Origin of the sequence: Pseudomonas sp. PLB05 (assembly GCF_021106615.1) — a bacterium.
GTDB lineage: Bacteria > Pseudomonadota > Gammaproteobacteria > Pseudomonadales > Pseudomonadaceae > Chryseomonas > Chryseomonas benzopyrenica.
Genome location: NZ_JAJOHO010000003.1, coordinates 773,813 through 800,281 on the forward strand (window position 1 = coordinate 773,813; position 26,469 = coordinate 800,281).

The 26,469-nt window shown below is 65.6% G+C and carries 24 protein-coding genes; 10 read left to right on the forward strand and 14 right to left on the reverse strand.

The window, feature by feature from the left end; all coding sequences use genetic code 11:
* Positions 1-83 precede the first annotated feature (83 nt).
* The 5 genes from LRS53_RS16420 to LRS53_RS16440 all read left to right on the forward strand — a co-directional run bounded on the left by LRS53_RS16420 (position 84) and on the right by LRS53_RS16440 (position 3,625).
* A complete protein-coding gene (locus LRS53_RS16420) occupies positions 84-1,583 on the forward strand; it encodes an RNA polymerase factor sigma-54 (RefSeq protein ID WP_231356609.1) in 1,500 nt (499 codons plus the stop codon).
* Positions 1,584-1,674: 91 nt separating this feature from the next.
* Entirely contained in the window at positions 1,675-1,983 is a 309-nt protein-coding gene (gene hpf, locus LRS53_RS16425) for a ribosome hibernation-promoting factor, HPF/YfiA family (RefSeq protein ID WP_017640052.1), read from the forward strand.
* A 17-nt stretch (positions 1,984-2,000) separates the two neighbouring features.
* Positions 2,001-2,465, forward strand: coding sequence for a PTS IIA-like nitrogen regulatory protein PtsN (gene ptsN / locus LRS53_RS16430; protein WP_017640051.1), 465 nt, complete (start codon positions 2,001-2,003; stop codon positions 2,463-2,465).
* A gap of 1 nt (position 2,466) precedes the next feature.
* Positions 2,467-3,321 (forward strand): RNase adapter RapZ, encoded by an 855-nt coding sequence (gene rapZ, locus LRS53_RS16435; protein WP_017640050.1) that lies wholly within the window; start codon positions 2,467-2,469, stop codon positions 3,319-3,321.
* Positions 3,322-3,352: 31 nt separating this feature from the next.
* A complete protein-coding gene (locus tag LRS53_RS16440; protein WP_017640049.1) occupies positions 3,353-3,625 on the forward strand; it encodes an HPr family phosphocarrier protein in 273 nt (90 codons plus the stop codon).
* Positions 3,626-3,696: 71 nt separating this feature from the next.
* Here the strand turns inward: LRS53_RS16440 and LRS53_RS16445 are convergent, their stop codons facing one another.
* Both LRS53_RS16445 and pmbA read right to left on the reverse strand, forming a co-directional pair.
* Positions 3,697-4,311, reverse strand: coding sequence for a superoxide dismutase (locus LRS53_RS16445; protein WP_017642374.1), 615 nt, complete (start codon positions 4,309-4,311; stop codon positions 3,697-3,699).
* A 223-nt stretch (positions 4,312-4,534) separates the two neighbouring features.
* The gene (gene pmbA / locus LRS53_RS16450) at positions 4,535-5,884 is read right to left on the reverse strand and encodes a metalloprotease PmbA (protein WP_231356610.1); all 1,350 of its coding nucleotides are present in this window, start codon (positions 5,882-5,884) and stop codon (positions 4,535-4,537) included.
* A 92-nt stretch (positions 5,885-5,976) separates the two neighbouring features.
* On the opposite strand from pmbA, the gene yjgA reads away from it, so the two are divergent.
* Complete coding sequence (gene yjgA, locus LRS53_RS16455) at positions 5,977-6,501, forward strand: ribosome biogenesis factor YjgA (RefSeq protein WP_017642376.1); 525 nt, start codon at positions 5,977-5,979, stop codon at positions 6,499-6,501.
* Between the two features lie 35 nt (positions 6,502-6,536).
* On the opposite strand, the gene tldD is transcribed toward yjgA, so the two are convergent.
* The 8 genes from tldD to mreB form a co-directional block, all read right to left on the reverse strand.
* On the reverse strand, positions 6,537-7,982 hold the full coding sequence (gene tldD, locus LRS53_RS16460; protein ID WP_231356611.1) for a metalloprotease TldD: 1,446 nt from the start codon (positions 7,980-7,982) through the stop codon (positions 6,537-6,539).
* Between the two features lie 111 nt (positions 7,983-8,093).
* A complete protein-coding gene (locus tag LRS53_RS16465; RefSeq protein ID WP_231356612.1) occupies positions 8,094-8,933 on the reverse strand; it encodes a carbon-nitrogen hydrolase family protein in 840 nt (279 codons plus the stop codon).
* Between the two features lie 58 nt (positions 8,934-8,991).
* The gene (locus LRS53_RS16470) at positions 8,992-12,828 is read right to left on the reverse strand and encodes a YhdP family protein (RefSeq protein WP_231356613.1); all 3,837 of its coding nucleotides are present in this window, start codon (positions 12,826-12,828) and stop codon (positions 8,992-8,994) included.
* A gap of 12 nt (positions 12,829-12,840) precedes the next feature.
* Positions 12,841-14,295 carry a ribonuclease G gene (rng, locus tag LRS53_RS16475; protein ID WP_017642380.1) on the reverse strand — a complete coding sequence of 485 codons (1,455 nt, stop codon included), beginning with the start codon at positions 14,293-14,295 and terminating at the stop codon, positions 12,841-12,843.
* Positions 14,296-14,356: 61 nt separating this feature from the next.
* Positions 14,357-14,959 carry a Maf family protein gene (locus LRS53_RS16480; protein WP_231356614.1) on the reverse strand — a complete coding sequence of 201 codons (603 nt, stop codon included), beginning with the start codon at positions 14,957-14,959 and terminating at the stop codon, positions 14,357-14,359.
* Between the two features lie 63 nt (positions 14,960-15,022).
* Complete coding sequence (gene mreD / locus LRS53_RS16485; protein WP_017642382.1) at positions 15,023-15,511, reverse strand: rod shape-determining protein MreD; 489 nt, start codon at positions 15,509-15,511, stop codon at positions 15,023-15,025.
* Positions 15,511-16,680 carry a rod shape-determining protein MreC gene (mreC, locus tag LRS53_RS16490; RefSeq protein ID WP_231356811.1) on the reverse strand — a complete coding sequence of 390 codons (1,170 nt, stop codon included), beginning with the start codon at positions 16,678-16,680 and terminating at the stop codon, positions 15,511-15,513. Before mreC ends, mreD begins: the two co-directional genes overlap by 1 nt.
* Positions 16,681-16,806: 126 nt before the next feature.
* Entirely contained in the window at positions 16,807-17,844 is a 1,038-nt protein-coding gene (gene mreB, locus LRS53_RS16495; RefSeq protein ID WP_007159533.1) for a rod shape-determining protein MreB, read from the reverse strand.
* A gap of 232 nt (positions 17,845-18,076) precedes the next feature.
* Between mreB and gatC the strand changes: the two genes are divergently transcribed.
* The 4 genes from gatC to LRS53_RS16515 all read left to right on the forward strand — a co-directional run bounded on the left by gatC (position 18,077) and on the right by LRS53_RS16515 (position 21,774).
* Complete coding sequence (gene gatC, locus LRS53_RS16500; protein ID WP_231356615.1) at positions 18,077-18,364, forward strand: Asp-tRNA(Asn)/Glu-tRNA(Gln) amidotransferase subunit GatC; 288 nt, start codon at positions 18,077-18,079, stop codon at positions 18,362-18,364.
* Positions 18,365-18,372: 8 nt separating this feature from the next.
* Positions 18,373-19,824, forward strand: a complete 1,452-nt coding sequence (gatA, locus tag LRS53_RS16505) for an Asp-tRNA(Asn)/Glu-tRNA(Gln) amidotransferase subunit GatA (RefSeq protein ID WP_231356616.1) — start codon at positions 18,373-18,375, stop codon at positions 19,822-19,824.
* A gap of 13 nt (positions 19,825-19,837) precedes the next feature.
* Positions 19,838-21,286: an Asp-tRNA(Asn)/Glu-tRNA(Gln) amidotransferase subunit GatB gene (gene gatB, locus LRS53_RS16510; protein ID WP_231356617.1), complete on the forward strand. Its 1,449-nt coding sequence runs from the start codon at positions 19,838-19,840 to the stop codon at positions 21,284-21,286.
* 89 nt (positions 21,287-21,375) lie between these two features.
* Positions 21,376-21,774: a septal ring lytic transglycosylase RlpA family protein gene (locus LRS53_RS16515; RefSeq protein ID WP_231356618.1), complete on the forward strand. Its 399-nt coding sequence runs from the start codon at positions 21,376-21,378 to the stop codon at positions 21,772-21,774.
* Positions 21,775-22,164: 390 nt separating this feature from the next.
* Here LRS53_RS16515 and kdgD read toward each other — a convergent pair whose 3' ends face one another.
* The 4 genes from kdgD to LRS53_RS16535 all read right to left on the reverse strand — a co-directional run bounded on the left by kdgD (position 22,165) and on the right by LRS53_RS16535 (position 26,462).
* Positions 22,165-23,076 (reverse strand): 5-dehydro-4-deoxyglucarate dehydratase, encoded by a 912-nt coding sequence (gene kdgD, locus LRS53_RS16520; RefSeq protein WP_017642389.1) that lies wholly within the window; start codon positions 23,074-23,076, stop codon positions 22,165-22,167.
* Positions 23,077-23,209: 133 nt separating this feature from the next.
* Positions 23,210-23,962, reverse strand: coding sequence for a FadR/GntR family transcriptional regulator (locus tag LRS53_RS16525; RefSeq protein ID WP_026083998.1), 753 nt, complete (start codon positions 23,960-23,962; stop codon positions 23,210-23,212).
* 83 nt (positions 23,963-24,045) lie between these two features.
* Positions 24,046-25,779 (reverse strand): ABC transporter ATP-binding protein/permease, encoded by a 1,734-nt coding sequence (locus LRS53_RS16530; RefSeq protein WP_231356619.1) that lies wholly within the window; start codon positions 25,777-25,779, stop codon positions 24,046-24,048.
* Between the two features lie 122 nt (positions 25,780-25,901).
* Positions 25,902-26,462 (reverse strand): response regulator transcription factor, encoded by a 561-nt coding sequence (locus LRS53_RS16535; protein WP_017642392.1) that lies wholly within the window; start codon positions 26,460-26,462, stop codon positions 25,902-25,904.
* Between the last annotated feature and the right edge of the window lie 7 nt (positions 26,463-26,469).

Genomic DNA, 26,469 nt, shown 5'->3' on the forward strand with positions numbered 1-26,469 from the left:
GCATATAATTTGCTAACGCTCGCAGGGTTCGCGAGGTTCGGTGGCGCTGTTCGCGTCGGTAGACAAGGTGTATTTCCGCAGCCATGAAACCATCGCTAGTCCTCAAGATGGGCCAGCAGCTGACGATGACGCCGCAGCTGCAACAAGCCATACGTCTGCTCCAGCTCTCGACGCTCGACTTGCAGCAGGAGATCCAGGAAGCCCTGGAATCCAATCCGATGCTGGAACGCCAGGAAGAAGGCGAAGACTTCGACCAGAGCGAAGCCTCGGGCGAAGGCGATGAGAGCTCAGGCTCCGGCACCACGGAAACCACCTTCAAGGAAACCTCGGTCGCCACCAACGAGATGGCCGACGAATCCGAGTGGAGCGAGCGCATCCCCAGCGACAGCGAGCTGCCGGTCGATACCGCCTGGGAAGACATCTACCAGACCAGCGCCAGCAGCCTGCCCAGCAACGACGACGACGAGTGGGACTTCACCACCCGTACCTCCGCCGGCGAGAGCCTGCAGACCCACCTGCTCTGGCAGCTGAACCTGGCGCCCATGTCGGATCTCGACCGCCTGATCGCCCTGGCGATCATCGACGGCATCGACACCGACGGCTACCTGCAGGAAAGCCTGGAAGACATCCATGCCTCCCTCGACCTCGAGCTGGAAGTCGATCTCGACGAGGTCGAGGTGGTGCTCAGACGCGTCCAGCAATTCGAGCCCGCCGGCGTCGCCGCGCGCAACCTGCGCGAATGCCTGCTGATCCAGCTGGCCCAGCTGCCCGCCACTCTGCCCCTGCTCGGCGAAGCCAAGCGCCTGGTTGGCGACTACCTGGATCTGCTCGGCAGCCGTGACTATGCGCAGTTGATGCGGCGCATGAAGATCAAGGAAGACGAGCTCAAGCCGATCATCGAGCTGATCCAGACCTTGCACCCGCGTCCCGGCTCGCAGATCGAATCCGGCGAAGCCGAATACGTGGTGCCGGACGTCATCGTGCGCAAGCACAACGAGCGTTGGCTGGTGGAGCTCAATCAGGAGGCCGTACCGCGCCTGCGGGTCAATCCCCAGTACGCCGGTTTCGTCAAACGCGCCGACAGCAGCGCCGACAACACCTACATGCGCAACCAGCTCCAGGAAGCGCGCTGGTTCATCAAAAGTCTGCAGAGCCGCAACGAGACCCTGATGAAGGTGGCGACCCAGATCGTCGAGCACCAACGGGGTTTTCTCGAATATGGCGAAGAGGCTATGAAGCCGTTGGTCCTGCACGACATCGCCGAGGCGGTGGGCATGCACGAGTCGACCATCTCTCGGGTGACCACCCAGAAATTCATGCACACCCCGCGTGGCATCTACGAACTCAAGTACTTCTTCTCCAGCCACGTCAGCACTGCCGAGGGCGGCGAATGCTCCTCCACCGCGATCCGCGCGATCATCAAGAAATTGGTGGCGGCGGAAAACGCGAAAAAGCCGTTGAGTGACAGCAAGATCGCTGGTTTACTGGAATCGCAAGGTATACAAGTCGCTCGTCGCACGGTGGCTAAGTATCGGGAATCCCTGGGTATCGCTCCGTCCAGCGAACGCAAGCGTCTCCTCTGACGCGTCCTGATGTGTGACCGTGCCTCGATCGACCCGTGTCATGTCGGCGAGCAGCTTCGCCGATCGCAGCCCGGCAATAAGGAGAAGCGGTATGCAAGTCAACATCAGTGGCCATCAGCTTGAAGTGACGGAAGCCCTGCGTGACTACATCGGCGAGAAACTCGCCCGCCTCGAACGGCACTTCGATCGCATCACCAACGTCCAGGTCATCCTGGAAGTTGACAAGCTCAAGCAAAAGGCCGAAGCCACCCTGCACGTCTCCGGCGCTGCGGTGGTCGCCAACGCCGAGCACGACGACATGTATGCCGCCATCGATCTCCTGGCCGACAAGCTCGACCGCCAACTGATTAAACACAAGGAAAAATCGATCGAACGCCAGCAGGGCATTGGCGTCCGCTGAGGTTCGATCGCCGCTTTATGATCAAACTCGAAAACATCCTGACCCCCGGCCGTACCCAGACGGGTGCGCCGGGTGGCAGCAAAGCCGCCGTACTGGAACGCATCGCCGAGCTGGCCGCGCAGGAACTGCCCGGCCATGATGCGGCGCACATCCATGAATGCCTGATGGCGCGCGAACGCCTGGGCTCCACTGGTTTCGGCAATGGCATCGCCATTCCCCACTGCCGCCTGGCGGGTCTGCAGCAACCGCTGTGCGTGCTCTTCCACCTACAGCAGCCGGTGGACTTCGATTCCCTGGACGGCGCCCCGGTTGACCTGGTGTTCGTCCTGCTGGTCCCGGAAGCGGCCACCGAACAACATCTCACCCTGCTACGCCAGATCGCCGGCATCCTGGATCGCGCCGACATCCGCGACCGACTGCGCAAGGCCAAGGACAGCCAGGCGCTCTATCAGATCGTCGTCGAGGCCCAGAGCGGACACTGACATGCACCTCATCATCGTGAGCGGACGTTCCGGGTCGGGCAAGAGTACGGCGCTCAACGTGCTTGAGGACAATGGCTTCTATTGCATCGACAACCTGCCGGCCAGTCTGCTGCCCGAGCTGGCCCAGCACGCCCTGACCGACATGGAGCGGCCCCAGCCCAAGGTCGCCCTGTCCATCGATGCACGCAACCTGCCCAGCCAGTTGCAGCGCTTTCCCGAATTGCTCGAACAGGTACGCAGCCGCAACATCCGCTGTGACATCCTCTATCTGGATGCCGATGACCAGACGCTGCTCAAGCGCTTTTCCGAGACGCGCCGCCGGCATCCGCTGTCCAACCAGGAAAGATCCCTGGCCGAGGCCATTCACGACGAACAGGTGTTGCTGTCGCCCATCGCCGATCTGTCCGACCTGAAGATCGATACCACCCACCTGAATCTCTATCAGCTGCGCGACATCCTCAAGTTGCGCCTGCTGAACGCGCCGGAGCCGGGTACTGCCTACCTGGTCGAGTCCTTTGGCTTCAAGCGCGGCCTGCCGGTGGATGCCGACATGGTCTTCGATGTGCGCTTCCTGCCCAATCCCTACTGGAAGCCGGACCTGCGCGACTTTTCCGGACTGGATGCCCCGGTGCGGGAATATCTCGAGCAACAGCCCGAGGTAGAGACCCTGTACAATGACATCCGCGATTACCTGGTGAAGTGGCTGCCGCGTTTCGCCGCCAACAACAGGTCCTATGTGACCGTGGCCATTGGCTGTACCGGTGGTCATCACCGTTCGGTCTATCTGGCCGATCGCCTGGGTCGCGAACTCAAAGACCTGCTCAAGAACGTCCAGATTCGTCACCGCGATCTCTGACGCCCGTTTCGTTTCGACAAGGACAGACTCAATGCCTGCCCAACAGATCACCATTATCAACAAGCTGGGTCTGCACGCCCGTGCCGCCGCCAAGTTCGTCGGCGTGGCTGGCCGCTATCCCGCCAGCGTTCGCGTCGGCCGTAGTGGCGAGTCGCCGGTCGATGGCAAGAGCATCATGGCGGTCATGATGCTGGCCGCCGGCAAGGGCACGGTGCTGCAACTGGAAACCGAAGGTGAACAGAGCGACGAGGCCATGCGCGCCCTGATCGAGCTGATCAACAATTACTTCGACGAGGGTGAGTGATAAGCACCCTGCTCCAGCCGCATCCCATAAAAAAAGCCGCCCGAGGGCGGCTTTTTTTATGGGGCGTCAACTCAGGCGTTCAGCGCCGCTTCGTAGCGACGGGACACTTCCGGCCAGTTGATGACGTTGAAGAAGGCGCCGATGTAGTCGGGACGACGGTTCTGGTAGCGCAGGTAGTAGGCGTGCTCCCAGACGTCCAGGCCGAGGATCGGGGTATTGCCGGTCATCAGCGGGCTGTCCTGGTTGCCGGTGCTCTCGACCACCAGCTTCTTCTCGGGGGTGACGCTCAGCCAGGCCCAGCCGCTGCCGAAGCGAGTCAGGGCCGCCTTGGTGAAGGCTTCCTTGAAGGCATCGAAGCCGCCCAGCTGGGACTCGATGGCCTCGGCCAGGGCGCCTTCGGGCTTGCCGCCGGCGTTGGGGGCCATCACGGTCCAGAACAGGCTGTGGTTGGCATGGCCGCCACCGTTGTTCTGCACGGCGCCGCGCTTGTCCTGGGGCAGCTTGTCCAGTTGACGAACCACGTCTTCGGCCGACAGGTTGGCGAACTCGGTGCCTTCCAGCGCCGCGTTCAGGTTGTTGATGTAGGTCTGGTGGTGCTTGGTGTGGTGGATTTCCATGGTCTGGGCATCGACGTGCGGTTCCAGCGCGTCGTAGGCGTAGGGCAGCTGAGGCAGAGTATGCGGCATGCGGATTGTCTCCATGGTGGCTTTGGTATGGACCCAGCGCCCGAAGGCGCCGGGGAGTACGGCAGATGCGCGAGGGCGCATCCTGTGAAGTCTGGGCCGTCCGTTCAGCGGATTCGACCGCACGGCTATGTCCTAGTGCATTGCTAGGATACTAACGAGTAACGGGGTGGGCTGTCTCCCGTTCGACAGGATTTTCCTCATCGCGACAACTCCAACCGCCGTTCTAGCTGCCCGCCAGGGTCATGCCGTCGATCAGCACCGAGCCGGTGCGTAGACTGCCGCGGCGTTCCACGTCGCTGCCCACGGCCAGGATCTGGCGGAACATGTCGCCCAGCCGCCCGGCGATGGTGACCTCCTGGACCGGAAACTGGATCTCGCCATTCTCGATCCAGAAGCCACCGGCACCCCGGGAGTAGTCGCCGGTGACCAGGTTGGTGCCCTGCCCCATCATTTCCGTGACCAGGAAGCCCGTGCCCATCTGCCGGATCAGCTCGGCCTGGTCCGCCGTGCCGTGGCTGACATGGAGGTTGTGTACGCCGCCGGCATTGGCCGTGCTCTGCATGCCCAGCTTGCGCGCGGAATAGCTGCCGAGCACATAAGACACCAGCTGGCCGTTCTCGACGAAGGGCTTGGCGTAGGTGGCCAGGCCTTCGCCATCGAAGGCGGCACTGCCCAGGGCGCGCGGCAGGTGCGGCCGCTCGTCAAGGGTCAGCCAGTCGGGAAACACCTGCTGACCCAGGGCGCCTTCGAGGAAGGATGACTTGCGATAGAGGTTGCCACCAGAAATGGCGGCGAGAAAGGTGCCGAACAGGCCGGCGGCCATTTCCGGGGAAAACAGCACCGGGACCTTGGCGGTGGGCACCGGCCTGGCACCCAGGCGACTCACGGCACGCTCGGCGGCGCGGCGACCGATCTCCTCGGCGCTCATCAGCTCGCTGCCGATGCGGTTGACGTCGTAGTAGAAGTCGCGCTGCATGGCCTCGCCGCTGCCGGCGATCATCACGCAGCTCAGGCTGTGCCGGGTGCTGGCGTAGCCGCCGACGAAACCGTGGCTGTTGCCGTAGACCCGGCAGCTCTGGTGGGTATTGAGGGTGGTACCGTCGGCATTGCCGATGCGGCTGTCGGCGGCATAGGCGGCCGCTTCACAGGCCAGGGCCTGCTCGATGGCCTGCTCGGGAGTAATGTCCCAGGGATGATAGAGGTCGAGATCGGGCAGCTCGCCGCGTGCCATCAATTCGGCATCCGCCAGGCCCGCGCAGGGATCCTCCGAGGTGTGCTTGGCGATGGCCAGGGCCGCGGCCACGGTTTCGCGGATCGCCTCGGGGCCGGTGGCGGAGGTACTGGCCGAGCCCTTGCGCTGACCGGCATAGAGTGTGATGCCAAAACCCTGGTCGCGATTGAATTCGACGGTTTCCACCTCACCCTTGCGGATCGAGGTGGACAGGCCCTGGTCGACCGAGACGGCCACTTCACCGGCGCTGGCACCCTGGCGCCGGGCCTCGGCCAGGATGGCCTCGACCTGTTCGCGCAATTCGGGGAGCGCGGCGGGACCCACGGCAGCGTTGCGATTCATGACGTTCTCCTTACGGACGGCGCCGGCCAGGCCGGACAACCGTGCGGCAACTCGTTATGATGGCGCCCATTCTTAGCTGGACCCCATAGTTCATGGTTGATTCTTACGACGACGACGCGCCGCTGGGCGAAAAGAGCAAGACGCAGGTCAAGCGCGAGCTGCACGCGCTGCAGGAGCTGGGCGAGCGCCTGGCCGGGCTGCCGGCCGAGCAGCTGGACCGCCTGCCGCTGACCGATCCGCTGCGCAAGGCCCTGGCCGAGGCGCCCAAGCACAAGACCCACATTGCGCGCAAACGGCATGTCCAGTACCTGGGCAAGCTGATGCGCGACCAAGACCTGGAAGCCATCCTGGCGCTGGCCGACCAGATGGACACTTCGACGCGGCAGTACAACGAGCGCTTCCACGCCCTGGAGCGCTGGCGTGACCGCTTGATCGCCGAGGGCGACCAGGCGCTGGAGGCCTTCGTGGCGCTGTATCCGGAAACCGATCGCCAGCATCTGCGCGGCCTGGTGCGCCATGCCCAGCACGAGGCGGCGCACAACAAGCCGCCCGCGGCGGCGCGCAAGGTCTTCAAGTACATCCGCACCCTCGACGAAACCCAGCGCGGTCTGCGCTAGGTTTCTGTCCGCTACGGCCACGGCCGGTGCCCGCATCAGGCGCCGGTGCCGCCCACGGTGATGGCGTCGATCTTCAGCGTCGGCTGACCCACGCCCACCGGCAGTGACTGGCCGTCCTTGCCACAGGTCCCTACCCCCGCATCCAGCGCCAGGTCGTTGCCGACCATGGATACCCGGTTCATGACCTCGGGTCCGTTGCCGATCAGGGTGGCGCCCTTCACCGGACGACCGAGCTTGCCGTTCTCGATCAGGTAGGCCTCGTTGGTGGTGAAGACGAACTTGCCACTGGTGATGTCCACCTGACCGCCACCCAGGCTGGCGCAATAGATGCCCTTCTCCACCGAGGCGATGATCTCGGCCGGATCGCTCTGGCCGGCGAGCATGTAGGTGTTGGTCATGCGCGGCATGGGCAGGTGGGCATAGGACTCGCGGCGACCATTGCCGGTGGGCGCCACGCCCATCAGCCGGGCGTTGAGCTTGTCCTGCATGTAGCCCTTGAGGATGCCGTTCTCGATCAGCACGTTGTAGCTGCTGGGCGTGCCCTCGTCGTCGATGGACAGGGAGCCACGGCGATCCGGCAGGGTGCCGTCGTCGACGATGGTGCACAGCGAAGAGGCTACCTGGCGCCCGAGCTGGCCGCTGTAGTTGGAGCTGCCCTTGCGGTTGAAATCGCCTTCCAGGCCATGGCCGACCGCTTCATGCAGCAGCACGCCGGACCAGCCGGCGCCCAGCACCACCGGCAGGGTACCGGCCGGGGCCGCCGTGGCCTCCAGATTGACCAGCGCCTGGCGGACCGCTTCGCGGGCATAGCCCAGGGCGCGGTCGTCACGCTGGAAGTAACGATAGTCGCAGCGACCACCGCCACCGCTGTTGCCGCGCTCGCGGCGGCCGTTCTGCTCGACGATGACGCTGACGCCCAGGCGCACCAACGGGCGCACATCGGCGGCGAGGGTGCCGTCGACCGCGGCCACCAGAGTGCGCTCCCAGACCCCGGCCAGGTTGATGGTGACCTGCTGGATGCGCGGGTCCAGGGCGCGGGTGGCCTCGTCCAGCTGCTTCAGGAAGGTGACCTTGGTGGCGCGATCCAGCACATCGAGGGGATTGTCCTGGCCATAGAGGCGCTGCGCGGGTTCTACCGCACGAAATGCCTGGACCTGGCCCTCGACGCCGCTACGGGAGATGGAACGCGCGGCTTGGGCGGCCAGATCCAGGGCCTCGCCGGTAATGGCGTTGCTGTATGCGAAACCGGTCTTCTCGCCGGACAGCGCCCGTACCCCGACGCCCTGGTCGAGGTGGAAGCCGCCTTCCTTGACGATGCCATCCTCCAGCAGCCAGGACTCGGAGACGATGCTCTGGAAATACAGGTCGGCAGCGTCGATGCCGGGCCCGGCCAGCCGCTGCAGCACGGGTTGCAGATCGTCCACCGCGAGTCCGCCGGGACCCAGCAGGGCCGAGCCGACGCTATTCAGGTAATCACTCATGGAAACTCCAGACGACGCCAACAGGGGCGTCGGAATGATGAAGGGGTCGCGAGCTGGCCTCTAGCCTACTCGCGGAAGTCTCGGGTCCCTGATGCAAAAGACCAATGGCCGTCATTGCCGTTCGGCCAGGCGCGCCGGTGCGAAGCGGCGGTGCTGGGTAACGGGCATCCGCCGCCGCAACTCGGCCTGGCGCTCGGCATCGCGTTCGATGAGCAGCACCGCCTCGCCGCTGGCCTGGACGGCCAGGATCTCGCCCCAGGGATCCACCGCCATGGCGTGGCCCCAGGTCGTGCGGCCATTGGCATGGACGCCGCCCTGGGCGGCGCCCAGCAGATAGCTCTGGGTCTCCACCGCCCGGGCACGCAGCAGCAGCTCCCAATGGGCCTGGCCGGTGGGCACGGTAAAGGCCGAAGGCGCGCTGATCAGCTCCGCCCCGGCGGCACGCAGGGCGCCGTAGAGTTCGGGAAAGCGCAGGTCGTAGCAGACGCTCAGGCCCAGGCGACCGACCGGGGTGTCCACCACCGTGAGGGCTTCGCCGGCGGCATAGTGATCGGATTCGCGATAGCTGCCCTGGCTGTCGCTGACGTCGGCATCGAAGAGGTGCAACTTGTCGTAGCGGGCGATGCGTTGCCCCCGGTCGTCATACAGCAGCGAGCAGGCACAGGGCTTGCCCTCGGTGGCACCGTCGGGCAGCAGCGGCAGGGTGCCGGCGAGCAGCCAGAGGCCTCGTTCACGCGCCTGGCTGGACAGCCAGGGCAGGATCTCGCCCTCGCCGAGCGCCTCCGCTCGGGCCAGTTCGGCGGGAGCCGGATGACCGATGGCGACGAAGTTTTCCGGCAGCACCGCCAGTTGCGCACCGGCGTTGGCGGCGCGTTCGAGCAATCGCTCGGCAGCGCGCAGATTGGCCGCCACCGCGGGGCCGCTGACCATCTGCAGGATGGCTATGGACATGCAGGCACTCCAGAAGGGAGCGTCCATCCTAAGCAGCGGGGCGACCGCAGGGCAATGCTCAATCGCGCTTGCCCGTGGTCATGGTCGGATTCTGCCAGGGGCCTTCGATGTGATAGTTGATGCTGGCCATGCGGGTGATGCGGTCGCCGATCAGTCGATCGACGATGAACAGCGCGCCACCGATGGCGGGTGCCCCGGCGATCAGGGCGGCCAGCGGCAGGGAGTTGCTGACCGGCACCCCGACCTTGAGGTTGGCGTCGACCCGGTTGCTGGCCATGTCCAGCAGGCCCTGCAGACTCATCTCGGCACCCGGCCCGCTGAGGCTGATGGGCTTGCGGGTGCGGAAGGCGCCCTGCTGGGCGTCGAGCACGCCGGTGATGCTGTCGTAGCTCAGGCCCTTGCCGAACAGATCGGAGAAGTCCAGGCGCAGGCGGCGGCGGATGGACTCGAAGTTGAGCAGGCCGAAGATGCGTAGCGCCGAAGCCGTGCCTTCCACCTGGCGCAGCTGGCCATCGTTGAAGCGGGCATCGAGACTGCCATTGAGTCGGGCCAGGGCGACATGGGCCGGCGAGCCAGGCCAGTCGACCCGGGCATCCAGGCGGAAATCGCGACTGGTGACGCTGGAGGCGAAATTCCAGCCCAGCAGGATGTCGGCGATGTTGCCGCCAGACAGACGTCCCTGGTAGTAGCTGTGGGTCGCACCCGGGGCGCCTTCCCAACGCAGGGCGCCCATGACCTTGAGGCCCCGCAGGTCGAGATCCAGGGCATTGAAATTGGCGCCTGACGGCGAAGGCCTGAGCTGCAGGCGCTGGGCGCCGACCAGGCGACCACCCAGTTCCAGACGATCGATGGCCAGATTCAGCGCTGGCAGGGCGCGCGGATCGACGTCGGCCAGGGGATCGGGACGTGGCGCCTCGCTTGCCACCGAGGGATCCGCCGGCGTCTGGGGAATGCGCAGGTGTTGCAGATTGATGTCGATCGGCTGCCCGGTCTGGCGGGGAATGCGCACCTGGCCCGCGACGGTTTGGCTGGCCAGGCCGAGTTGCCAGGCAGTACCCAGGGGTTCGTAGGTGAGGCGCAGGCTGTCGATCTGCTGACCGAAGGCCAGGAAGCGCCCGAAGCTGAGATCACCCCGCCCGAGGCTGGAGATGTCCAGGGTATTGCCACCGCCCTGCCCTGCGCTACCACCGCCACCGGCACTGGCCTTGCCATAGCGCTGGTAGACGTCCTGCCAGGCGGCCAGATCGAATTCCGCCAGTTGCCCGCGCAGGCTGTAGCCGGGGGCAGTGGGCAAATTGGCGGTGCCGCCCCCCAGCACGATCTCGCCGCGGCCCTTGGCGATGGCCTGGGGATCGAGCATCAGCACGGCATCGGCGAGGCCCTTGTAGGTCGCCTCCACCCGGCGCTCGCCATCGTTGAGCGCCAGGCTGAAGAAGCCTTCGCGCGTCTCCTCGGCGCTCTTGCCGAAGGGTGCCGGCAGATCGATGGTCACCCCGCGCAGATCCGAGGTGACGGCCAATTCGCTGTGCTCGGCGAAGGTCAGGCCGAGGCGATAACCGAGCAGGCCACGCGCCGGAAGGGGTCGCCCTTCGCTACCCAGCCAACGCGCCAGCTGGTCGACGTCAACGCGGCCGTCCACCACCAGCCGGGTGCGGGGATCGTCGGGCTTGCCCTCGGCCAGCGCCTGACCGCGGATGGGCTGGTCGAAGACCCGCGCCTGGATGTCGGGGGCGCTGAGGCCGCTGCGGGTGTCGTAGCGAAAGCTGCCGCGCAGGTCGGTGAGGGTCAGTTGGGGATCGGCCAGTTCCAGGCGCGCCTTGTCCGGCGTCAGCTCGACCACCACCACCGGTGGCTGCCCCTTGGCCAGGGGGATGTCCAGATTCAGGCTGCTGTTGTTCAGCGCACCCTCGCCCTTCCAGCCGGCAAAGACCTTGGCGGTCGGCAGCGGCGTATCCTGGAGGATCTTCAGGCCATCGCGCACGCTGCTGTCGAGTCGGGCGGAGAGACGCAGGTGCAGCGCGCTGCCATCGTGCAGCAGCGGGATGCGCGCCTCGACGTCTCTGACCCGGGTGTCGAGAATGCGTCCCTCGGGGACCTGGACCTTGACCCCGTCGCTTTCGATGAAGACATCGCCACGCGCCTCGCGCAGGGCGGGCCAGCCGGGCTGATAGGCCAGCTGGGCGTCGTGCACGCGGAAGAACAGACTCATGGTGCGCGAGTGTGGAGGCGAGCCATGGCGCAAGGAGCCCTGGTACTGGTAGATGGCCTCGTCGATCCGGCCGCCGACGATGGCGGTGGTCAGCCACTGGGCCAGCTCCGGGCTGAAATCCGTGGCCGGCAGCTTGGTGGGCAGGTACTTGCGGGTGTAGCTGGCGTCGCCGTCCTTGAGGCCGACACGCAGGTCCATGTAGCTGTCCACCTCGGGGTGCAGGCCGAGCTGGATGTGCATGTCGCCACTGGCCGCGCCCTCCGGCCCGGTGACCTGCATCAGGGCACTGCCCAGGGTGAAACGCTGGTCGTCGAGACTCCAGGTCAGCCGCGCCTTGGCGGTACGATAGTGCCAGGGCTCAGGGAAGAGATCGCTCAGGTGCAGCATGAAGTCGGAGCTGTCCAGGCGCAATTCGCCACCGCCCAGGCTGCCGCTCAGGCTGCCGGTGACGCCCTCGGCGGCCGGGGCACCACGATAGGCGGCAAAGCCCACCCGCTCCAGGTTGGCCGCATAGGAGAGCCGCTCGCGCAGTGGTTTCTGCGGATAGAAGTCGGCGTTGAGATTGCGCAGCTGGCCATGAGGCGCCAACGCCTGGAGCGCCTGGACCACCGGCGCCGGCAAGGGTGCCAGGTCCCGGGCCAGCCGGGCAGCCTGCTTGAGATCCAACTGGTCGCCACGGACCTGCAGGTGCTGGGCGGTGCTGTCATAGCCCAGACCATAGCGCGCCTCCAGCGGTTTGCCGTCGAGCTGGGTCTTGAGCGCCAGAGCCCCGTTGTACCGGTTGGCGTCGCCAGCCTGCTGGTCGGCGTCCAGGGTCAGGGCCTGCAGTCGCACCGGGGTATGGTCGGCATAGGCGAGGGTCAGTTCATCCGCCTTCAGGCGCAGGTGGGAACGTTGCAACCGCCCTTCGGCCCAGGCGAACCAGAGCTCGCCTTCCGCCTGGGCACGGCGCAATTGCCATTGTCGGGTCAGGGTGCCCGGGACCCAGCGAGACCAGTCGCTGGCGGGCAAACTGATATAGCCTTCCAGCCCACTGGCGCGCCAGTTCTCAGGACGTGGCATGGCGCTGAAGTGCGCCGCGACCGTGCCGCCATCGGGCAGGCGGAAACGCGTCGCCAATTCCAGGGCGCCGCTGAGCTGCCGGGACAGGCTGGCCTCGGCATACCTCAGGGTCACCGGGGAACCCTGCTGGGGGATCAGGCTAAGCTGACTGTCCAGCAGACTGGCATGGCCCAGCCGCGCCAGGCCATCGAGCACGGGACCCGGATCGAAGGCCTTGGCATCCGGCGCTCGCGGCGGCAGGCCGCGCAGTTGCCAGTGCCCCTGGGCATCCTCCTCCAGCACCAGATGGACCCCGTCGATCTGCACGGACTTGAGGCGCAGCTGGCGATGCCAGAGGCTGCCAAGGACATCCGGCACCACCTTGAGATGATCCAGCTGCACCGTGCCTTCGCCGCTCCCGAGACTCAGATCGCGCAGGATCAGCACCGGATTCCAGCGGGCCCAGCGTCCTTCGAGCCGGCCCAGGCGCACCGGCTCGCCCAGGGCAGCGGCGGCGCGCGCCTCGACTTCGTTGCGGTATTCGCCGACCCAGGGCATGAGCAGCCGCCCCAGGCCCATATAGAGGGTCACCAGGGCCAGCAGCAGCAGCGCCAGACCCAGCGCGCCGCGTTTGAACAGGGCCATCAAGGTGCGGACCTAGAGCAGCACGACATCGTACTGCTCCTGGGAATACATGGTCTCCACCTGGAATTTGACGGTACGGCCGATGAAGGCTTCGAGATCGGCGACGTTACCCGACTCCTCGTCCAGCAGCCGATCCACCACCTTCTGGTTGGCCAGCACCAGATAGGAATTGGCCTGGTAGGCCCGCGCCTCGCGCAGGATTTCACGAAAGATCTCGTAGCAGATGGTCTCGGCGGTACGCAGGATGCCGCGCCCCTGGCAGTTGGCGCAGGGCTCGCAGAGCACCTGGGACAGGCTCTCGCGGGTGCGCTTGCGGGTCATCTGCAGGAGACCCAGCTCGGTGATGCCGATGATATTGGTCTTGGCATGGTCGCGTTCGAGCTGCTTTTCCAGGGTGCGGATCACCTGGCGCTGGTGCTCTTCGTCTTCCATGTCGATGAAATCGATGATGATGATGCCACCGAGATTACGCAGCCGCAGTTGGCGAGCGATGGCGGTGGCCGCCTCCAGATTGGTCTTGAAGATGGTCTCTTCCAGATTGCGATGACCGACGAAGGCGCCGGTATTGACGTCGATGGTGGTCATCGCCTCGGTGGGATCGATCACCAGATAGCCACCGGACTTGAGCAGCACCTTGCGCTCCAGGGCCTTCTGGATCTCGTCTTCCACGCCATAGAGGTCGAAGATCGGCCGTTCGCCCGGATAGTGCTCCAGCCGCGTCGCCACCTCGGGCATCAGCTCCTCGACGAACTGGCCGATGCGCTGGAAATTCTCGCGGCTGTCGACGCGGATCTTTTCCGTGCGCGGCCCGACCAGATCGCGCAGGGCGCGCAGGGCCAGGGTCAGGTCTTCGTAGATGGGCACCGGCGTCGGCCCCTGGAGGTTGCCGGAGATCTGCTGCCAGAGCCGACGTAGATAGCGGATATCGGCCAGGATGTCTTCTTCGCGCGCCGCCTCGGCGGCGGTGCGCAGGATGAAGCCGCCTTCGTGCTCGATGCCCTCGCTCTCCACGCAGCGCGCCATGATCGCCTTGAGCCGCTCGCGCTCGGCTTCGTCCTCGATCTTCAGCGAGATACCAACGTGGGAGGTGCGCGGCATATAGACGAGGTAGCGCGAGGGGATCGATAGATGGGTGGTGAGGCGCGCGCCCTTGGTACCGATGGGATCCTTGGTGACCTGGACCACCAGGGTCTGGCCCTCGCGCACCAGGGCATTGATGCTCTCCACCGCCGCGCCTTCGCGCTGGGAGATCTCGGCGGCATGGATGAAGGCCGCGCGGGCCAGGCCGATGTCGACGAAGGCCGCTTGCATGCCGGGCAGCACCCGCACCACCCGGCCGCGATAGATGTTGCCGACGATGCCGCGTCTCAGGGTGCGCTCGACGTGCACCTCCTGCAGCACACCGTTTTCCACGACGGCGACACGGGACTCCATGGGAGTGATGTTGATGAGGATCTCTTCGCTCATGGAGGACTCTTGGACGACGTGGAAGGGCAGAAAGGGGACCAAGGCGCCAGGCGCCTCAGGACTAGATGGTCGGCCGTCCGACAGACCGCCAACAAGGGATGGCGAAAGCGCTCAGCAGTTCCGCGGTTTCGCACAGCGGCAGCCCTACGACGGCGCTGTAGCTACCCTGCAGGCCGCGCACGAACACCGCGCCGGCGCCCTGGATGGCGTAGCTGCCAGCCTTGTCGGCCGGCTCGCCAGTGTCCCAGTAGCGTTCGGCCTCCCCGGACGCCAGGGGGCGGAATTCCACCGCGGCGGATACCACGCGACTCAGGCAGCGCTCGCCATCGGCGACGGCGACGCCGGTCACCACCCGGTGTCGGCGCCCGCTGAGGGCGGCGAGCATGGCCAGGGCGTCGGCGCGATCGCGGGGCTTGCCGAGCAGCTGGTCATCGAGCACCACGCAGGTGTCGGCGCCCAGCACACAGCCGGCGGAGGCACCGGCCAGCACCTGCCAGCCCATCGCCGCCTTGGCCCGCGCCAGGCGCTCGACATAGGTGTCCGCCGCCTCGCCGGGATGGGGGGTTTCGTCCACCGTCGCAGCGACCTTCTGGAAGGCGACGCCGATCTGTTCGAGCAGTTCGGCGCGACGAGGCGAAGCGGAGGCAAGGTAGAGCTGGGGCATCGACGACAACCAGACGACAGGAAGATGACGGGAGCATGCCAGTCCGGGACCCGCGAAACCAGTTCAGTTGACGCCGAATCTGAGGCGCAGCCCGCGGAGCAACAGATAGATCCATGGCCAGAGCAGCGCGCTGACCAGCGAGGGAGTGAGAAACACCAGGGTCGGAGGTCGGCTGCCGGCCAGGGCGTTGAGCCACAGTGCCAGCAGCTGGGCGATGCCGTAGATCACCAGCAGCACGAAGCTCTGTTGCCAGATGGGAAAGGCGCGCAATCGCTGCGCCAGGGAACGGACGAGGAACACCACCAGACTCAGCACCAGGGCGGTCTGGCCCAGCAGGTTGCCATAGAGCACATCTTCGGCGATGCCCATCACCCAGGCGGTGAACAGACCGACGCGATGCGGCAGGGTCAGAGTCCAGAAGGTCAGCAGCATGGCCAGCCACAGCGGGCGGCCGATCTCCATGAATTCCGGCATGGGCGCGACGGACAGCAGCAAGCCGACCAGTAGGGTGAGCCAGATTACCCACCCCTTGTGGCCGATGCGCAGCGCCATCAACGATCACCCTCGTCCGGCAGTTCCGGTGCGGGTTGCTGAGTGCGGCTTGGCGCCTGACTGCTGGCCGCCGGCTGCCCAGAGGTACCGGTCGCCCCGTGGACGGGTGGCTTGGTGGCCGGATGAGCAGTGCTGCCGTTGGCGTTCGCCGGAGGCTTGGTCGGCGTGGCGGGATGAGTAGCGCTACTGCCCTGGGCCGCTGCCGGCGGCTTGGTGGGGGTCGCGGTGCGACTGCCCGTGGTGGCCGCGGGCGCCGGCGTGGCGCTGGCTGCCGCCGGTTGCGCGGCAGAGGCCCCGGCCGGGAGCGGATTCGCCGGGGCGGCCGGACGCTGGGCAGCGTGGCGATCCGCGGCTTCCTGCGCCTCGGCAGCGTCATTGGCGCGCTGCTCGGGGGTGCGGGTATCGCTGAACACCAGCAGCATGTAGCGACTGCGATTGAGCTTGGCGGTGGGAATGGCGCGCACCACGGCGAAGGGTTGCCCCGAATCGTGGATCACTTTGGATACCGTGGCCACCGGATAGCCGGCCGGGAAGCGCTGCCCCAGGCCGGAACTCACCAGCAGATCGCCTTCCTTGATGTCGGCGGTGTCGGCCACATAGCGCAGTTCCAGGCGCTCGGGGTTGCCGGTGCCGACGGCAATGGCGCGCAGGCCGTTGCGATTGACCTGCACCGGAATGCTGTGGGTCACGTCGGTAAGCAGCAGGACGCGCGCCGAATAGGGCATCACTTCCACCACCTGGCCCATCAGGCCGCTGGCGTCGAGCACCGGCTGGCCGACGAAGACGCCGTCCTTCGCGCCCTTGTCGATGATGATGCGATGGGTATAGGGATTGGGGTCGACACCGATCAGTTCACCGACCAGCACCTTGTCGTCCACCAGGGCGGCCGAATTGAGCAGTTCGCGCAGGCGCACGTTCTGTTCAGTGAGTGCGGCGAGTTTCTGCAGGCGGCGTTGCAGCAGCAGCTGTTCGGCCTTGAGACGCTCGTTTTCCGCCATCAGCTCGGTGCGGCTGGAAAACTGATCGCTGACGCCTTCCCAGGCGCGCAGGGGAAAGCCCGCCACCTCATAGAGGGGCGAGAGGACCAGCGCCAGTTCGCTGCGTACCGGTTTCAGGTAGTCGAAGCGCGCGTCGGTGACCATGACACCCACCGAAAGGGCGGCCAGGATCAGCAGACGAATGCCCAGCGCCGGGCTTTTGCTGAAAATCGGCTTGATGGTGAGTTCCTCGCAGAACGCGCCCAGCGCTCCGGCCGCCAGGGGCAGCCGGAGCGGGGCCTGTAGCCTGGAACTGCCTTATTCGGTGGACAGCAGGTCCATGGCGTGGCGATCCATCATGTCCAGCGCCTTGCCGCCGCCACGAGCCACGCAGGTCAGCGGGTCTTCGGCGACGATCACCGGCAGCCCGGTTTCCAGCGACAGCAGTTTGTCCAGGTCGCGCAGCAGGGCGCCACCACCGGTCAGCACCAGGCCGCGCTCGGCGATGTCGGAGGCCAGTTCCGGCGGCGACTGCTCCAGGCAGCTCTTGACCGCCTGGACGATGGTCGCCAGGGATTCCTGCATGGCTTCGAGCACCTCGTTGGAATTGAGGGTGAAGCTGCGCGGTACGCCTTCGGCCAGGTTGCGGCCACGGACGTCGATCTCGCGGACCTCGCCGCCCGGATAGGCGGTGCCGATTTCCTGCTTGATGCGCTCGGCGGTGGATTCGCCGATCAGGCTGCCGTAGTTGCGACGCACGTAGGTGACGATGGCTTCGTCGAAGCGATCACCGCCGACGCGGACGGATTCGGCATAGACCACGCCGTTCAACGAGATCAGCGCGATCTCGGTGGTGCCGCCACCGATGTCGACGACCATGGAACCATGGGCTTCCTCGACCGGCAGACCGGCGCCGATGGCTGCGGCCATGGGCTCCTCGATCAGGAACACCTCGCGGGCACCGGCGCCCAGCGCGGATTCGCGAATGGCGCGACGCTCGACCTGGGTCGACTTGCAGGGCACACAGATCAGCACCCGCGGACTGGGCTGCAGGAAGCTGTTCTCGTGCACCTTGTTGATAAAGTATTGCAACATCTTTTCGCAGACGCTGAAGTCGGCGATGACACCGTCCTTCATCGGGCGAATGGCGGAAATGTTGCCCGGCGTCCGACCGAGCATGCGCTTGGCGTCGGTACCGACGGCGACGACGCTCTTCTGGTTGCCATGGGTACGAATGGCGACGACGGACGGCTCGTTGAGCACGATGCCACGCTCGCGGACATAAATCAGGGTGTTGGCGGTTCCCAGGTCGATCGACAGATCGCTGGAGAACATGCCACGCAATTTCTTGAACATGAGGTGACCCTAGGCGGTGACAAGCAGGCACGCGACAGGACAAACGTGCGGGTAAAAAAGTGCGGCAGACTCTAACAATCGCAGGGATTTAGGGCAAGGCGCCGATATGCTAGATTGAGAGCTTTTCCGGGCCGTTAAGCCCCTGTTCAACGCGGCGCCCGACCCGCCCAGCCCGTCTCCAGCATACGCGGCCGCCAACCGGGTCACGCCGCCTTCCTGCTTGGAGAAGCCGATGGCGCTCGAACGCACCGACGTCGAAAAGATCGCTCACCTGGCCCGTCTGGGTCTCGATGAAGCGGATCTCGCCGCTACCACCGCTACCCTCAACGACATCCTCGGCCTCGTCGACCGGATGCAGGCCGTGGACACTACGGGTATCGATCCCCTCGCCCACCCGCTGGAAGCCACCCAGCGGCTGCGCCCCGACCAGGCCACCGAAGGCGACCGGCGCGCGGCCTACCAGGCCATCGCCCCGGCGGTGGAAGCCGGCCTGTACCTGGTCCCCAAGGTGATCGAGTGAGACACGACATGCATCAGCTGACCCTGACCGAGATCGCCGCCGCCCTGGCCGCGAAGGATTTTTCCGCCGAGGAACTGACCCACGGCCTGCTGCAGCGGATCGAGCAGCTCGATCCCCAGCTCAACAGCTTCATCACCGTGACCGCCGATGCGGCCCTGGCCCAGGCCCGCGCCGCCGACGCCCGCCGCGCCGCGGGCGAGACCGGCGCCCTGCTCGGTGCGCCCATCGCCCACAAGGACCTGTTCTGCACCCAGGGGGTGCTCACCAGCTGCGGCTCGAAGATCCTCACCGGCTTCAAGGCGCCCTATGACGCCACCGTGGTGGAGCGATTGGCCGCGGCCGGTACCGTTTCCCTCGGCAAGCTCAACATGGACGAATTCGCCATGGGTTCGGCCAACGAATCCAGCCACTACGGCCCGGTGAAGAATCCCTGGGACCTCACCCGCGTCCCGGGTGGCTCCTCCGGCGGTTCCGCCGCGGCCGTGGCCGCGCGCCTGCTGCCGGCTGCCACCGGCACCGACACCGGCGGCTCGATCCGCCAGCCGGCGGCCCTGACCAACCTCACCGGCATCAAGCCCACCTATGGCCGCGTCTCGCGCTGGGGCATGATCGCCTACGCCTCCAGTCTCGACCAGGGCGGCCCCCTGGCCCGCACCGCCGAGGATTGCGCCCTGCTGCTGCAGGCCATGGCGGGTTTTGATCCCAAGGACTCCACCAGCGTCGACCAGCCGGTGGACGACTACCGCGCCGCCCTGCAGCAGCCGCTGACCGGCCTGCGCATCGGCCTGCCGCGGGAGTACTTCGGCGCCGGGCTGGATGCCCGCATCGGTGACAAGGTGCTGGCCGTGGTCGAGGCGCTGAAAAAGCTCGGCGCCACCGTCAAGGACATCTCCCTGCCCACGCTGCAGCATGCGATCCCGGCCTACTACGTCATCGCCCCGGCCGAGGCCAGTTCCAACCTGTCGCGCTTCGACGGCGTGCGCTTCGGCTATCGCTGCGAGAATCCGGTCAACCTGGAGGATCTCTACAAGAGGTCCCGTGGTGAAGGCTTCGGCGCCGAGGTGAAGCGGCGCATCATGGTCGGCACCTATGCCCTGTCGGCCGGCTACTACGACGCCTACTACCTCAAGGCCCAGCGCATCCGCCGGCTGATCAAGAACGACTTCGTCGCGGCTTTCGCCGAGGTCGACGTCATCCTCGGCCCGACCACGCCGAACCTGGCCTGGAAACTCGGCGAAAAGAGCAACGATCCGGTCTCCGCCTACCTCGAAGACCTCTACACCATCGCCGCCAACCTCGCCGGCATCCCCGGCCTGTCGATGCCGGCCGGCTTCGTCGACGGCCTGCCGGTGGGCGTGCAGCTGCTTGGCAACTATTTCCAGGAAGGCCGTCTACTCAACGTCGCCCACCAGTACCAGCAGGTCAGCGACTGGCATCGCCAGGCGCCGAGCGGCTTCTGAGAAGGATAGAGACATGCAATGGGAAACCGTGATCGGGCTTGAGATCCACGCTCAGCTCAGCACCCAATCGAAGATTTTCTCCGGCAGCGCCACCAGTTTCGGCGCCGAGCCCAACGCCCACGCCAGCCTGGTCGACCTCGGCATGCCCGGCACCCTGCCGGTGCTCAACGCCGAGGCCGTGCGCATGGCCTGCAAGTTCGGCCTGGCCATCGATGCCGAGATCGCCCAGCGCAACGTCTTCGCGCGCAAGAACTACTTCTACCCGGACCTGCCCAAGGGCTACCAGACCAGCCAGATGGATCATCCCATCGTCGGCAAGGGCCACCTGGACATCACCCTGGAAGATGGCACCGTCAAGCGCATCGGCATCACCCGCGCGCACCTGGAAGAAGACGCCGGCAAGAGCCTGCACGAAGACTTCCACGGCATGAGCGGCATCGACCTGAACCGCGCCGGTACGCCGCTCTTGGAGATCGTTTCCGAGCCGGACATCCGCAGCGCCAAGGAAGCCGTGGCCTATGTGAGAGCCATCCATGCCCTGGTGCGCTACCTGGGCATCTGCGACGGCAACATGGCCGAAGGCTCGCTGCGTTGCGACTGCAACGTCTCGGTGCGCCCCAAGGGTCAGGAAGCCTTCGGCACCCGTGCCGAGATCAAGAACGTCAACTCCTTCCGCTTCATCGAAAAGGCCATCAACCACGAGGTGCAGCGCCAGATCGAACTGATCGAGGATGGTGGCAAGGTGGTGCAGGAAACCCGCCTGTACGACCCCAACAAGGACGAAACCCGCTCCATGCGGAGCAAGGAAGAAGCCAACGACTACCGTTACTTCCCCTGCCCCGATCTCTTGCCGGTGGTGATCGAGCCGGCCTTCCTGGCCGAGGTGCGCAGCCAGCTGCCCGAGCTGCCGACCGAGAAGCGTGATCGCTTCCAGAACGAATACGGCCTGTCGGTCTATGACGCCAGCGTGCTGTCCGCCAGCCGTGAGCTGGCCGACTACTTCGAGGAAGTCCAGCGGGTGAGCGGCGATGCCAAGCTGGCCGCCAACTGGGTGATGGGCGACCTGTCCAGCCTGCTCAACAAGCAGGACCTGGAGATCGGCCAGGCACCGGTGAGCGCGGCCCAGCTGGGCGGCCTGATCCTGCGCATCAAGGACGACACCATCTCCGGCAAGATCGCCAAGATGGTGTTCGAAGCCCTGGCCGCCGGCGAAGGCGTCAGCGCCGATGCCATCATCGAAGCCAAGGGCCTCAAGCAGGTCACCGACAGCGGCGCCATCGAGGCCATGCTGGACGAGGTCCTGGCGGCCAATGCCGCCCAGGTCGAGCAATACCGCGCCAGCGACGAAGCCAAGCGCGGCAAGATGTTCGGCTTCTTCGTCGGCCAGGCGATGAAGGCTTCCAAGGGCAAGGCCAACCCCGGCCAGGTCAACCAGTTGCTCAAGCAGAAACTGGAAGGCTGACGGCAGTCGCATGGGGTCACGGACCGGGGCTGACAGTCTCGGTCCGACCCCTTAAGCTGCTGCCGGTCGTTTTGCCAGGAGGCATCGAGATGCATCGGATCCACCGTGCCGGACTGCTGTCGCTGGTCCTGCTGTTCGCCGGTTGCGCCAGTCAGGAAAGCTTCCCACCCACGCTGTCCTCCAGCGCGGCCCATGACTACCAAGACACCGGCATGGCGTCCTTCTACTCCAAGTGGCACGCGGGTCGCCGCACCGCCAGCGGCGAGAAGTACGACCCCAACGCCCTGACCGCGGCCCACCGCACCCTGCCCTTCGGCACCCGGGTCCAGGTCACCAACCTGGCCAACGGTCACAGCGTGGTGGTCCGCATCAATGATCGCGGCCCGACGGTGCGTCGCCGGGTGATCGACCTGTCACGCAGTGCGGCCGATCGCCTCGACATGGTGGCCGATGGCACCTCCAAGGTCAGCATCCGCAGCCTGGACTGACCATTGCGCTAGGCTCGACAGGCCGGGTAGTCCGGCCACCGCACGCTGCACGTCGAAGCGCCTCCTGGCATGGCGGAATCCTCATGGCTGCGCTGACCTGATTGCCTGGGCCAGGGCGGCGCGCACAGGCGGCGTGGCAAGTGCCAGACACAACAGGGCCGCGCTCATGGCGGGATTCTCTGGCTGCACCTTGCACGGATGGGCAGGTGCCGCCCTACCCTTTCCAGGATCGGGGCGTGGTGGGTAATCCAGCGTGGCACCCACACCCTAACGCCCCTTAAACCCCGCCGCACTCAGGTAAAGCGGACAAAAAAAGCCCGCGACCAAGAGACTGGACGCGGGTTGTGCAACAGGAAGAGAGGCCGTGAGGCCGCTCTTGGATAACCGTGGTTACTGCGGACCGAGCTTGTCCATCAGTGCCGCCAGTTGCTCGTATTCGTCCTGCTTGAGATCGGTCAGCGGGGTACGCACGGGACCGGCATCGTAGCCAGCGATCTTGGCGCCCGCCTTGACGATGCTGACGGCATAGCCGGCGCAACGGTTGCGGATTTCCAGGTACGGCAGGAAGAAGTCGTCGATCAGCTTGCCGACCGCCTCATGATCGTCACGGGCGATGGCTTCGTAGAATTGCACGGCGGTCTTGGGGACGAAGTTGAACACGGCCGAGGAATAGACCGGCACGCCCAGCGCCTTGTAGGCGGCGGCATAGACTTCCGCGGTGGGCAGGCCACCCAGGTAGCTGAAGCGATCACCCAGGCGGCGGCGGATGGCGACCATCAGCTCGATGTCGCCCAGGCCGTCCTTGTAGCCGATCAGGTTCGGGCAGCGCTCGGCCAGCTGCTCCAGATGGTGCGGCTGCAGGCGGCAGACGTTGCGGTTGTAGACCACCACACCGATCTTGACAGACTTGCAGACGGCTTCGACATGGGCGGCCACACCGTCCTGGCTGGCTTCGGTGAGGTAGTGCGGCAGCAGCAGCAGACCCTTGGCGCCCAGACGTTCGGCTTCCTGGGCGTAGGCGATGGCCTGGCGGGTGGAGCCACCAACACCGGCGAGGATCGGTACGCTGCCCTGGCAGGTATCCACGGCGGTCTTGATGATGCCGCTGTATTCACTGGCTTCCAGGGAAAAGAATTCACCGGTGCCGCCGGCGGCGAACAGCGCGGTCGCGCCATAGGGGGCCAGCCACTCCAGGCGCTTGGCATAGGTGTCGGGACGGAAGTCGCCGTTGGCATCGAAGTCGGTCAGCGGAAAGGACAGCAGACCGGAAGAGAGGACGTGTTTGAGTTCTTGTGGAGTCATCTTGAGTGCCTCGGCATAGGTTGGACTAAGGTGCGGCAGGTCCGCCACCTGTTGTAAGTCATCGTACAACCTCTTTTATGGAAGGGGCAAGCCCCAACCAGAAAAATGCTCCTTAAGACGCTCTAGCCCTGTTTCAGACCTCTTCCGCCTGACGCTCCATTTCTTCGTGAGCGCGTCTCAGACGCTCGCGACTGTTGCTCAGGTGCAGCCGCATGGCGGCGCGAGCCGCTTCCAAGTTACCGTCTTCGATGGCCTGGACGATGGCTTCGTGCTCCGCATCCAGACGACGCTGGTAGAGCTGCTGGTCATCATGGGCGAGATAGGCGGAATTGAGGCGGGTCCGGGGAATCAGCACCGTGCCCAGGTAGCTCATGATGTCGCTGAAATAGCGATTGCCAGTCGAGCTGGCGATCAGCAGGTGCAGCTCCAGGTCGGCGCTCACCGCGCGATCAGGCTCTTCGACGCCGGTGCGCATGGCTTCCAGCAATGCCCACATGGCCTGCAATTGCTCGGCCGAGCGGCGCTGGGCGGCCAGACCGGCGGCCTCGACTTCCAGGCTAATGCGCAATTCGAGCATCGCCAGCACGTCCTTGAGAGTGGTGATGGTGGCCGGATCGATCGGCAGCGGCGACTCGGGGCGCCGCTCCAGCACGAAGGTGCCGATGCCATGGCGAGTCTCCACATAGCCACCGGCCTGCAGTCGGGAAATGGCCTCGCGCACCACGGTGCGGCTAACGCCCTGGGCCTGCATGATGGCCGACTCAGTGGGAAGCTTGTCGCCGGGCTGGAACTGGCCATCGCCGATCTGCTGAATCAGCACCCCGACGACCTCTTCTGCCAGGCTACGGGGTCTTTTTCGGGGGCGGGATACGGTGGGTGCTGACATGGATTCTCGTACCAATTGAAGTAACTCCGGAATCATAGCACCCACCTTCCCCAAAACGCCCGATTTAGACCGCTTAGTCCATATCAAGACACTTCGCCAACCGCTCTAGGACGCAGTTCTTGTCCCTCCAGCAGCAGGTGGCGGCGGTGGTAGGCGCGCAGACTCGGACGGTGGCCGACGCTGACCAGGGTAAGGCCGGGATTCTCGCTCAGCAGGCGTTCGTAAAGGGCGCGTTCGTCCGCTTCGCTCAATGCCGAGCTGGCTTCATCGAGGAACAGCCAGTCGGGGGCATAGAGCAGCGCCCGCGCTAGGGCCACGCGCTGCTGCTCGCCGGGCGACAGGGTGCGCTCCCAATGACGGGCTTCATCCAGGTGCTCGCGCAGGTGATCGAGGCGGCATTGATGCAGCACCTCGGCCAGGCGCTCGTCGGAATAGGCATCCGCCGGCTGCGGATAGGCCAGGGCTTCACGCAGGGTGCCGATGGGCAGATAGGGTTGCTGCGGCAGGAACAGCTGACGCCCCGGCGGTACGGCGATACCGCCCTGCCCTTGCCGCCAGAGTCCGGCCAGGGCGCGCAGCAGGGTGCTCTTGCCGCTGCCCGAGGCGCCTTCGATCAGCAGGTGCTCACCACGGGCGATGCGCAGATCGGTGGGGTGCAGCAGCAACCGGCCGGCGGCGCCCAGAGAAAGCCCTTCCAAAACCAGGTCGCTGTCACTGGCATGGGGCACCAGGATATCGGTCTCCTGGCTGAATTCGGCCATGGTCTCGCGGAAGGTCAGCAGACGGTCGGAGACGGCGCGCCAGCCGGCCAGGCTGACATAGGCGTCGACGAACCAGCTGAGGCTTTCCTGGACATTGCCGAAGGCCGAGTTGATCTGCATCAGATCGCCCAGCTGGATCTTGCCGGAGAAGTAACGCGGCGCCGCCAGGACGAAGCCAGCGATGATGGCGATCTGGCTGTAGCCGGCGGTAAAGAAGGTCAGTCGCTTGGTGTAGTTCATCACCAGGTGGTAGTTGCCCCAGACATAGCCGAAGCGCTCCAGCAGGCGCTGGTGCTCGTTGGCTTCACCGCGAAACAACGCCACGCTCTCGGCCTTTTCGCGGACGCGGATCAGGCCGAAGCGCAGGTCGGCCTCATAGCGCTGCTGCTGGTTATAGAGGCCGATCAGCCGACGGCCAATGAGGTGGGTCAGCCAGGTACCGATGGTGGCGTAGATCAGCGCGGCCCAGAACATATAAGCCGGGATGGTGATGCCGAACAGGGTGATGTCGCCGGAGATGCCGAACAGGATGATGCTGAAGGACACCAGGCTGACCACGGTACGGATGAACCCCAGGCCCAGACTCAGGGTGGTGTCGGCGAAGTCGCGGATGTCTTCGGTGAGGCGCTGGTCGGGGTTGTCGGCGCCGCCTTCGCGTTCCAGCTGGTAGTAGTTGCGATCGGACAGCCAGAGGCCGAAGTGCTTTTCGGTCAGCCAGCGCCGCCAGTTGATGGTCAGCGCCTGGGTCAGGTACAGCCGGTACACCGCCAGCAGGATGGCGGTGGTCGCCAGGCCGCAGAAGTACAGCATCAGCCGGATGAAGGCGGCCAGATCGCGATTCTGCAGGGCATCGTAGAAGTAGCGATACCAGGTGTTCAGGGCCACCGACAGACCGACCCCGGCCAGGGACAGGGCGATGACCACGGACAGCAGGAGCCAGGCCTTGCCCTTCTCTTCACTGCGCCAGTAGGGGGTGATCAGGGCCCAGACGCGGGCCAGGAAATGCCCACGGGAAGCCCCGTAGACGGAGGGCACGGGTACGGCGGATTCGGACATGCTCGGACTCTCAAGGACTGCTCAACGAGACGCCTGCACAGCCTATGCCGGAAAGCCTGAACGAATTCTGACTGAAACAATGTAACACTCATCGTCCATGGCCGGTGGACGATGAGGCTCGCTCAGCGGCGTACGGGGCGCTTCTGCAGCTTGCGCTGCAGTGTCCGGCGGTGCATGCCCAGGGCGCGGGCGGTCGCCGAGATGTTGCCTTCGTGCTCGGACAGTACCCGCTGGATGTGTTCCCACTGCAGGCGATCCACCGACATGGGATTGTCCGGTACCAGGGTGTCAAGATCGGCGTGCTGGGCGAGCAAGGCAGCCAGGACGTCGTCGGCGTCGGCCGGCTTGCACAGGTAGTTGGTGGCGCCGCGCTTGATGGCTTCCACGGCGGTGGCGATGCTGGAATAGCCGGTCAGCAAGACCACGCGCATGTCCGGATGCAATTCCAGCAGCTTGGGCAGCAGCACCAGGCCCGAGTCGCCTTCCATCTTCAGGTCGACCACGGCGTAGTCCGGCAGGTCGTCCTTGGCCAGCTGCAGGCCTTCTTCGGCGCTGTCGGCGATGGACACGCGCAGGCCGCGACGGTCCATGGCGCGGGCCATTACCCGGGTAAAGGTAGGGTCGTCGTCGACCAGCAGGATATGGGGCTGGTCGTCGAAACCGCTGTTGAGGTCGTCAGTCATAGAATTC

What these genes read in the sequence shown, in the direction of transcription:
- LRS53_RS16525 (WP_026083998.1), bottom strand. Translation starts at nt 23,962, where the DNA reads ATGTCAGCACCCACCGTATCCCGCCCCCGAAAAAGACCCCGTAGCCTG.
- LRS53_RS16470 (WP_231356613.1), bottom strand. Translation starts at nt 12,828, where the DNA reads ATGGCCCTGTTCAAACGCGGCGCGCTGGGTCTGGCGCTGCTGCTGCTG.
- mreB (WP_007159533.1), bottom strand. Translation starts at nt 17,844, where the DNA reads ATGTTCAAGAAATTGCGTGGCATGTTCTCCAGCGATCTGTCGATCGAC.
- kdgD (WP_017642389.1), bottom strand. Translation starts at nt 23,076, where the DNA reads ATGACTCCACAAGAACTCAAACACGTCCTCTCTTCCGGTCTGCTGTCC.
- hpf (WP_017640052.1), top strand. Translation starts at nt 1,675, where the DNA reads ATGCAAGTCAACATCAGTGGCCATCAGCTTGAAGTGACGGAAGCCCTG.
- mreD (WP_017642382.1), bottom strand. Translation starts at nt 15,511, where the DNA reads ATGGCGCTGCGCATCGGCCACAAGGGGTGGGTAATCTGGCTCACCCTA.
- LRS53_RS16440 (WP_017640049.1), top strand. Translation starts at nt 3,353, where the DNA reads ATGCCTGCCCAACAGATCACCATTATCAACAAGCTGGGTCTGCACGCC.
- LRS53_RS16420 (WP_231356609.1), top strand. Translation starts at nt 84, where the DNA reads ATGAAACCATCGCTAGTCCTCAAGATGGGCCAGCAGCTGACGATGACG.
- LRS53_RS16530 (WP_231356619.1), bottom strand. Translation starts at nt 25,779, where the DNA reads ATGTCCGAATCCGCCGTACCCGTGCCCTCCGTCTACGGGGCTTCCCGT.
- pmbA (WP_231356610.1), bottom strand. Translation starts at nt 5,884, where the DNA reads ATGAATCGCAACGCTGCCGTGGGTCCCGCCGCGCTCCCCGAATTGCGC.
- ptsN (WP_017640051.1), top strand. Translation starts at nt 2,001, where the DNA reads ATGATCAAACTCGAAAACATCCTGACCCCCGGCCGTACCCAGACGGGT.
- LRS53_RS16465 (WP_231356612.1), bottom strand. Translation starts at nt 8,933, where the DNA reads ATGTCCATAGCCATCCTGCAGATGGTCAGCGGCCCCGCGGTGGCGGCC.
- rng (WP_017642380.1), bottom strand. Translation starts at nt 14,295, where the DNA reads ATGAGCGAAGAGATCCTCATCAACATCACTCCCATGGAGTCCCGTGTC.
- LRS53_RS16515 (WP_231356618.1), top strand. Translation starts at nt 21,376, where the DNA reads ATGCATCGGATCCACCGTGCCGGACTGCTGTCGCTGGTCCTGCTGTTC.
- gatA (WP_231356616.1), top strand. Translation starts at nt 18,373, where the DNA reads ATGCATCAGCTGACCCTGACCGAGATCGCCGCCGCCCTGGCCGCGAAG.
- rapZ (WP_017640050.1), top strand. Translation starts at nt 2,467, where the DNA reads ATGCACCTCATCATCGTGAGCGGACGTTCCGGGTCGGGCAAGAGTACG.
- LRS53_RS16445 (WP_017642374.1), bottom strand. Translation starts at nt 4,311, where the DNA reads ATGCCGCATACTCTGCCTCAGCTGCCCTACGCCTACGACGCGCTGGAA.
- LRS53_RS16480 (WP_231356614.1), bottom strand. Translation starts at nt 14,959, where the DNA reads ATGCCCCAGCTCTACCTTGCCTCCGCTTCGCCTCGTCGCGCCGAACTG.
- tldD (WP_231356611.1), bottom strand. Translation starts at nt 7,982, where the DNA reads ATGAGTGATTACCTGAATAGCGTCGGCTCGGCCCTGCTGGGTCCCGGC.
- gatB (WP_231356617.1), top strand. Translation starts at nt 19,838, where the DNA reads ATGCAATGGGAAACCGTGATCGGGCTTGAGATCCACGCTCAGCTCAGC.
- gatC (WP_231356615.1), top strand. Translation starts at nt 18,077, where the DNA reads ATGGCGCTCGAACGCACCGACGTCGAAAAGATCGCTCACCTGGCCCGT.
- LRS53_RS16535 (WP_017642392.1), bottom strand. Translation starts at nt 26,462, where the DNA reads ATGACTGACGACCTCAACAGCGGTTTCGACGACCAGCCCCATATCCTG.
- yjgA (WP_017642376.1), top strand. Translation starts at nt 5,977, where the DNA reads ATGGTTGATTCTTACGACGACGACGCGCCGCTGGGCGAAAAGAGCAAG.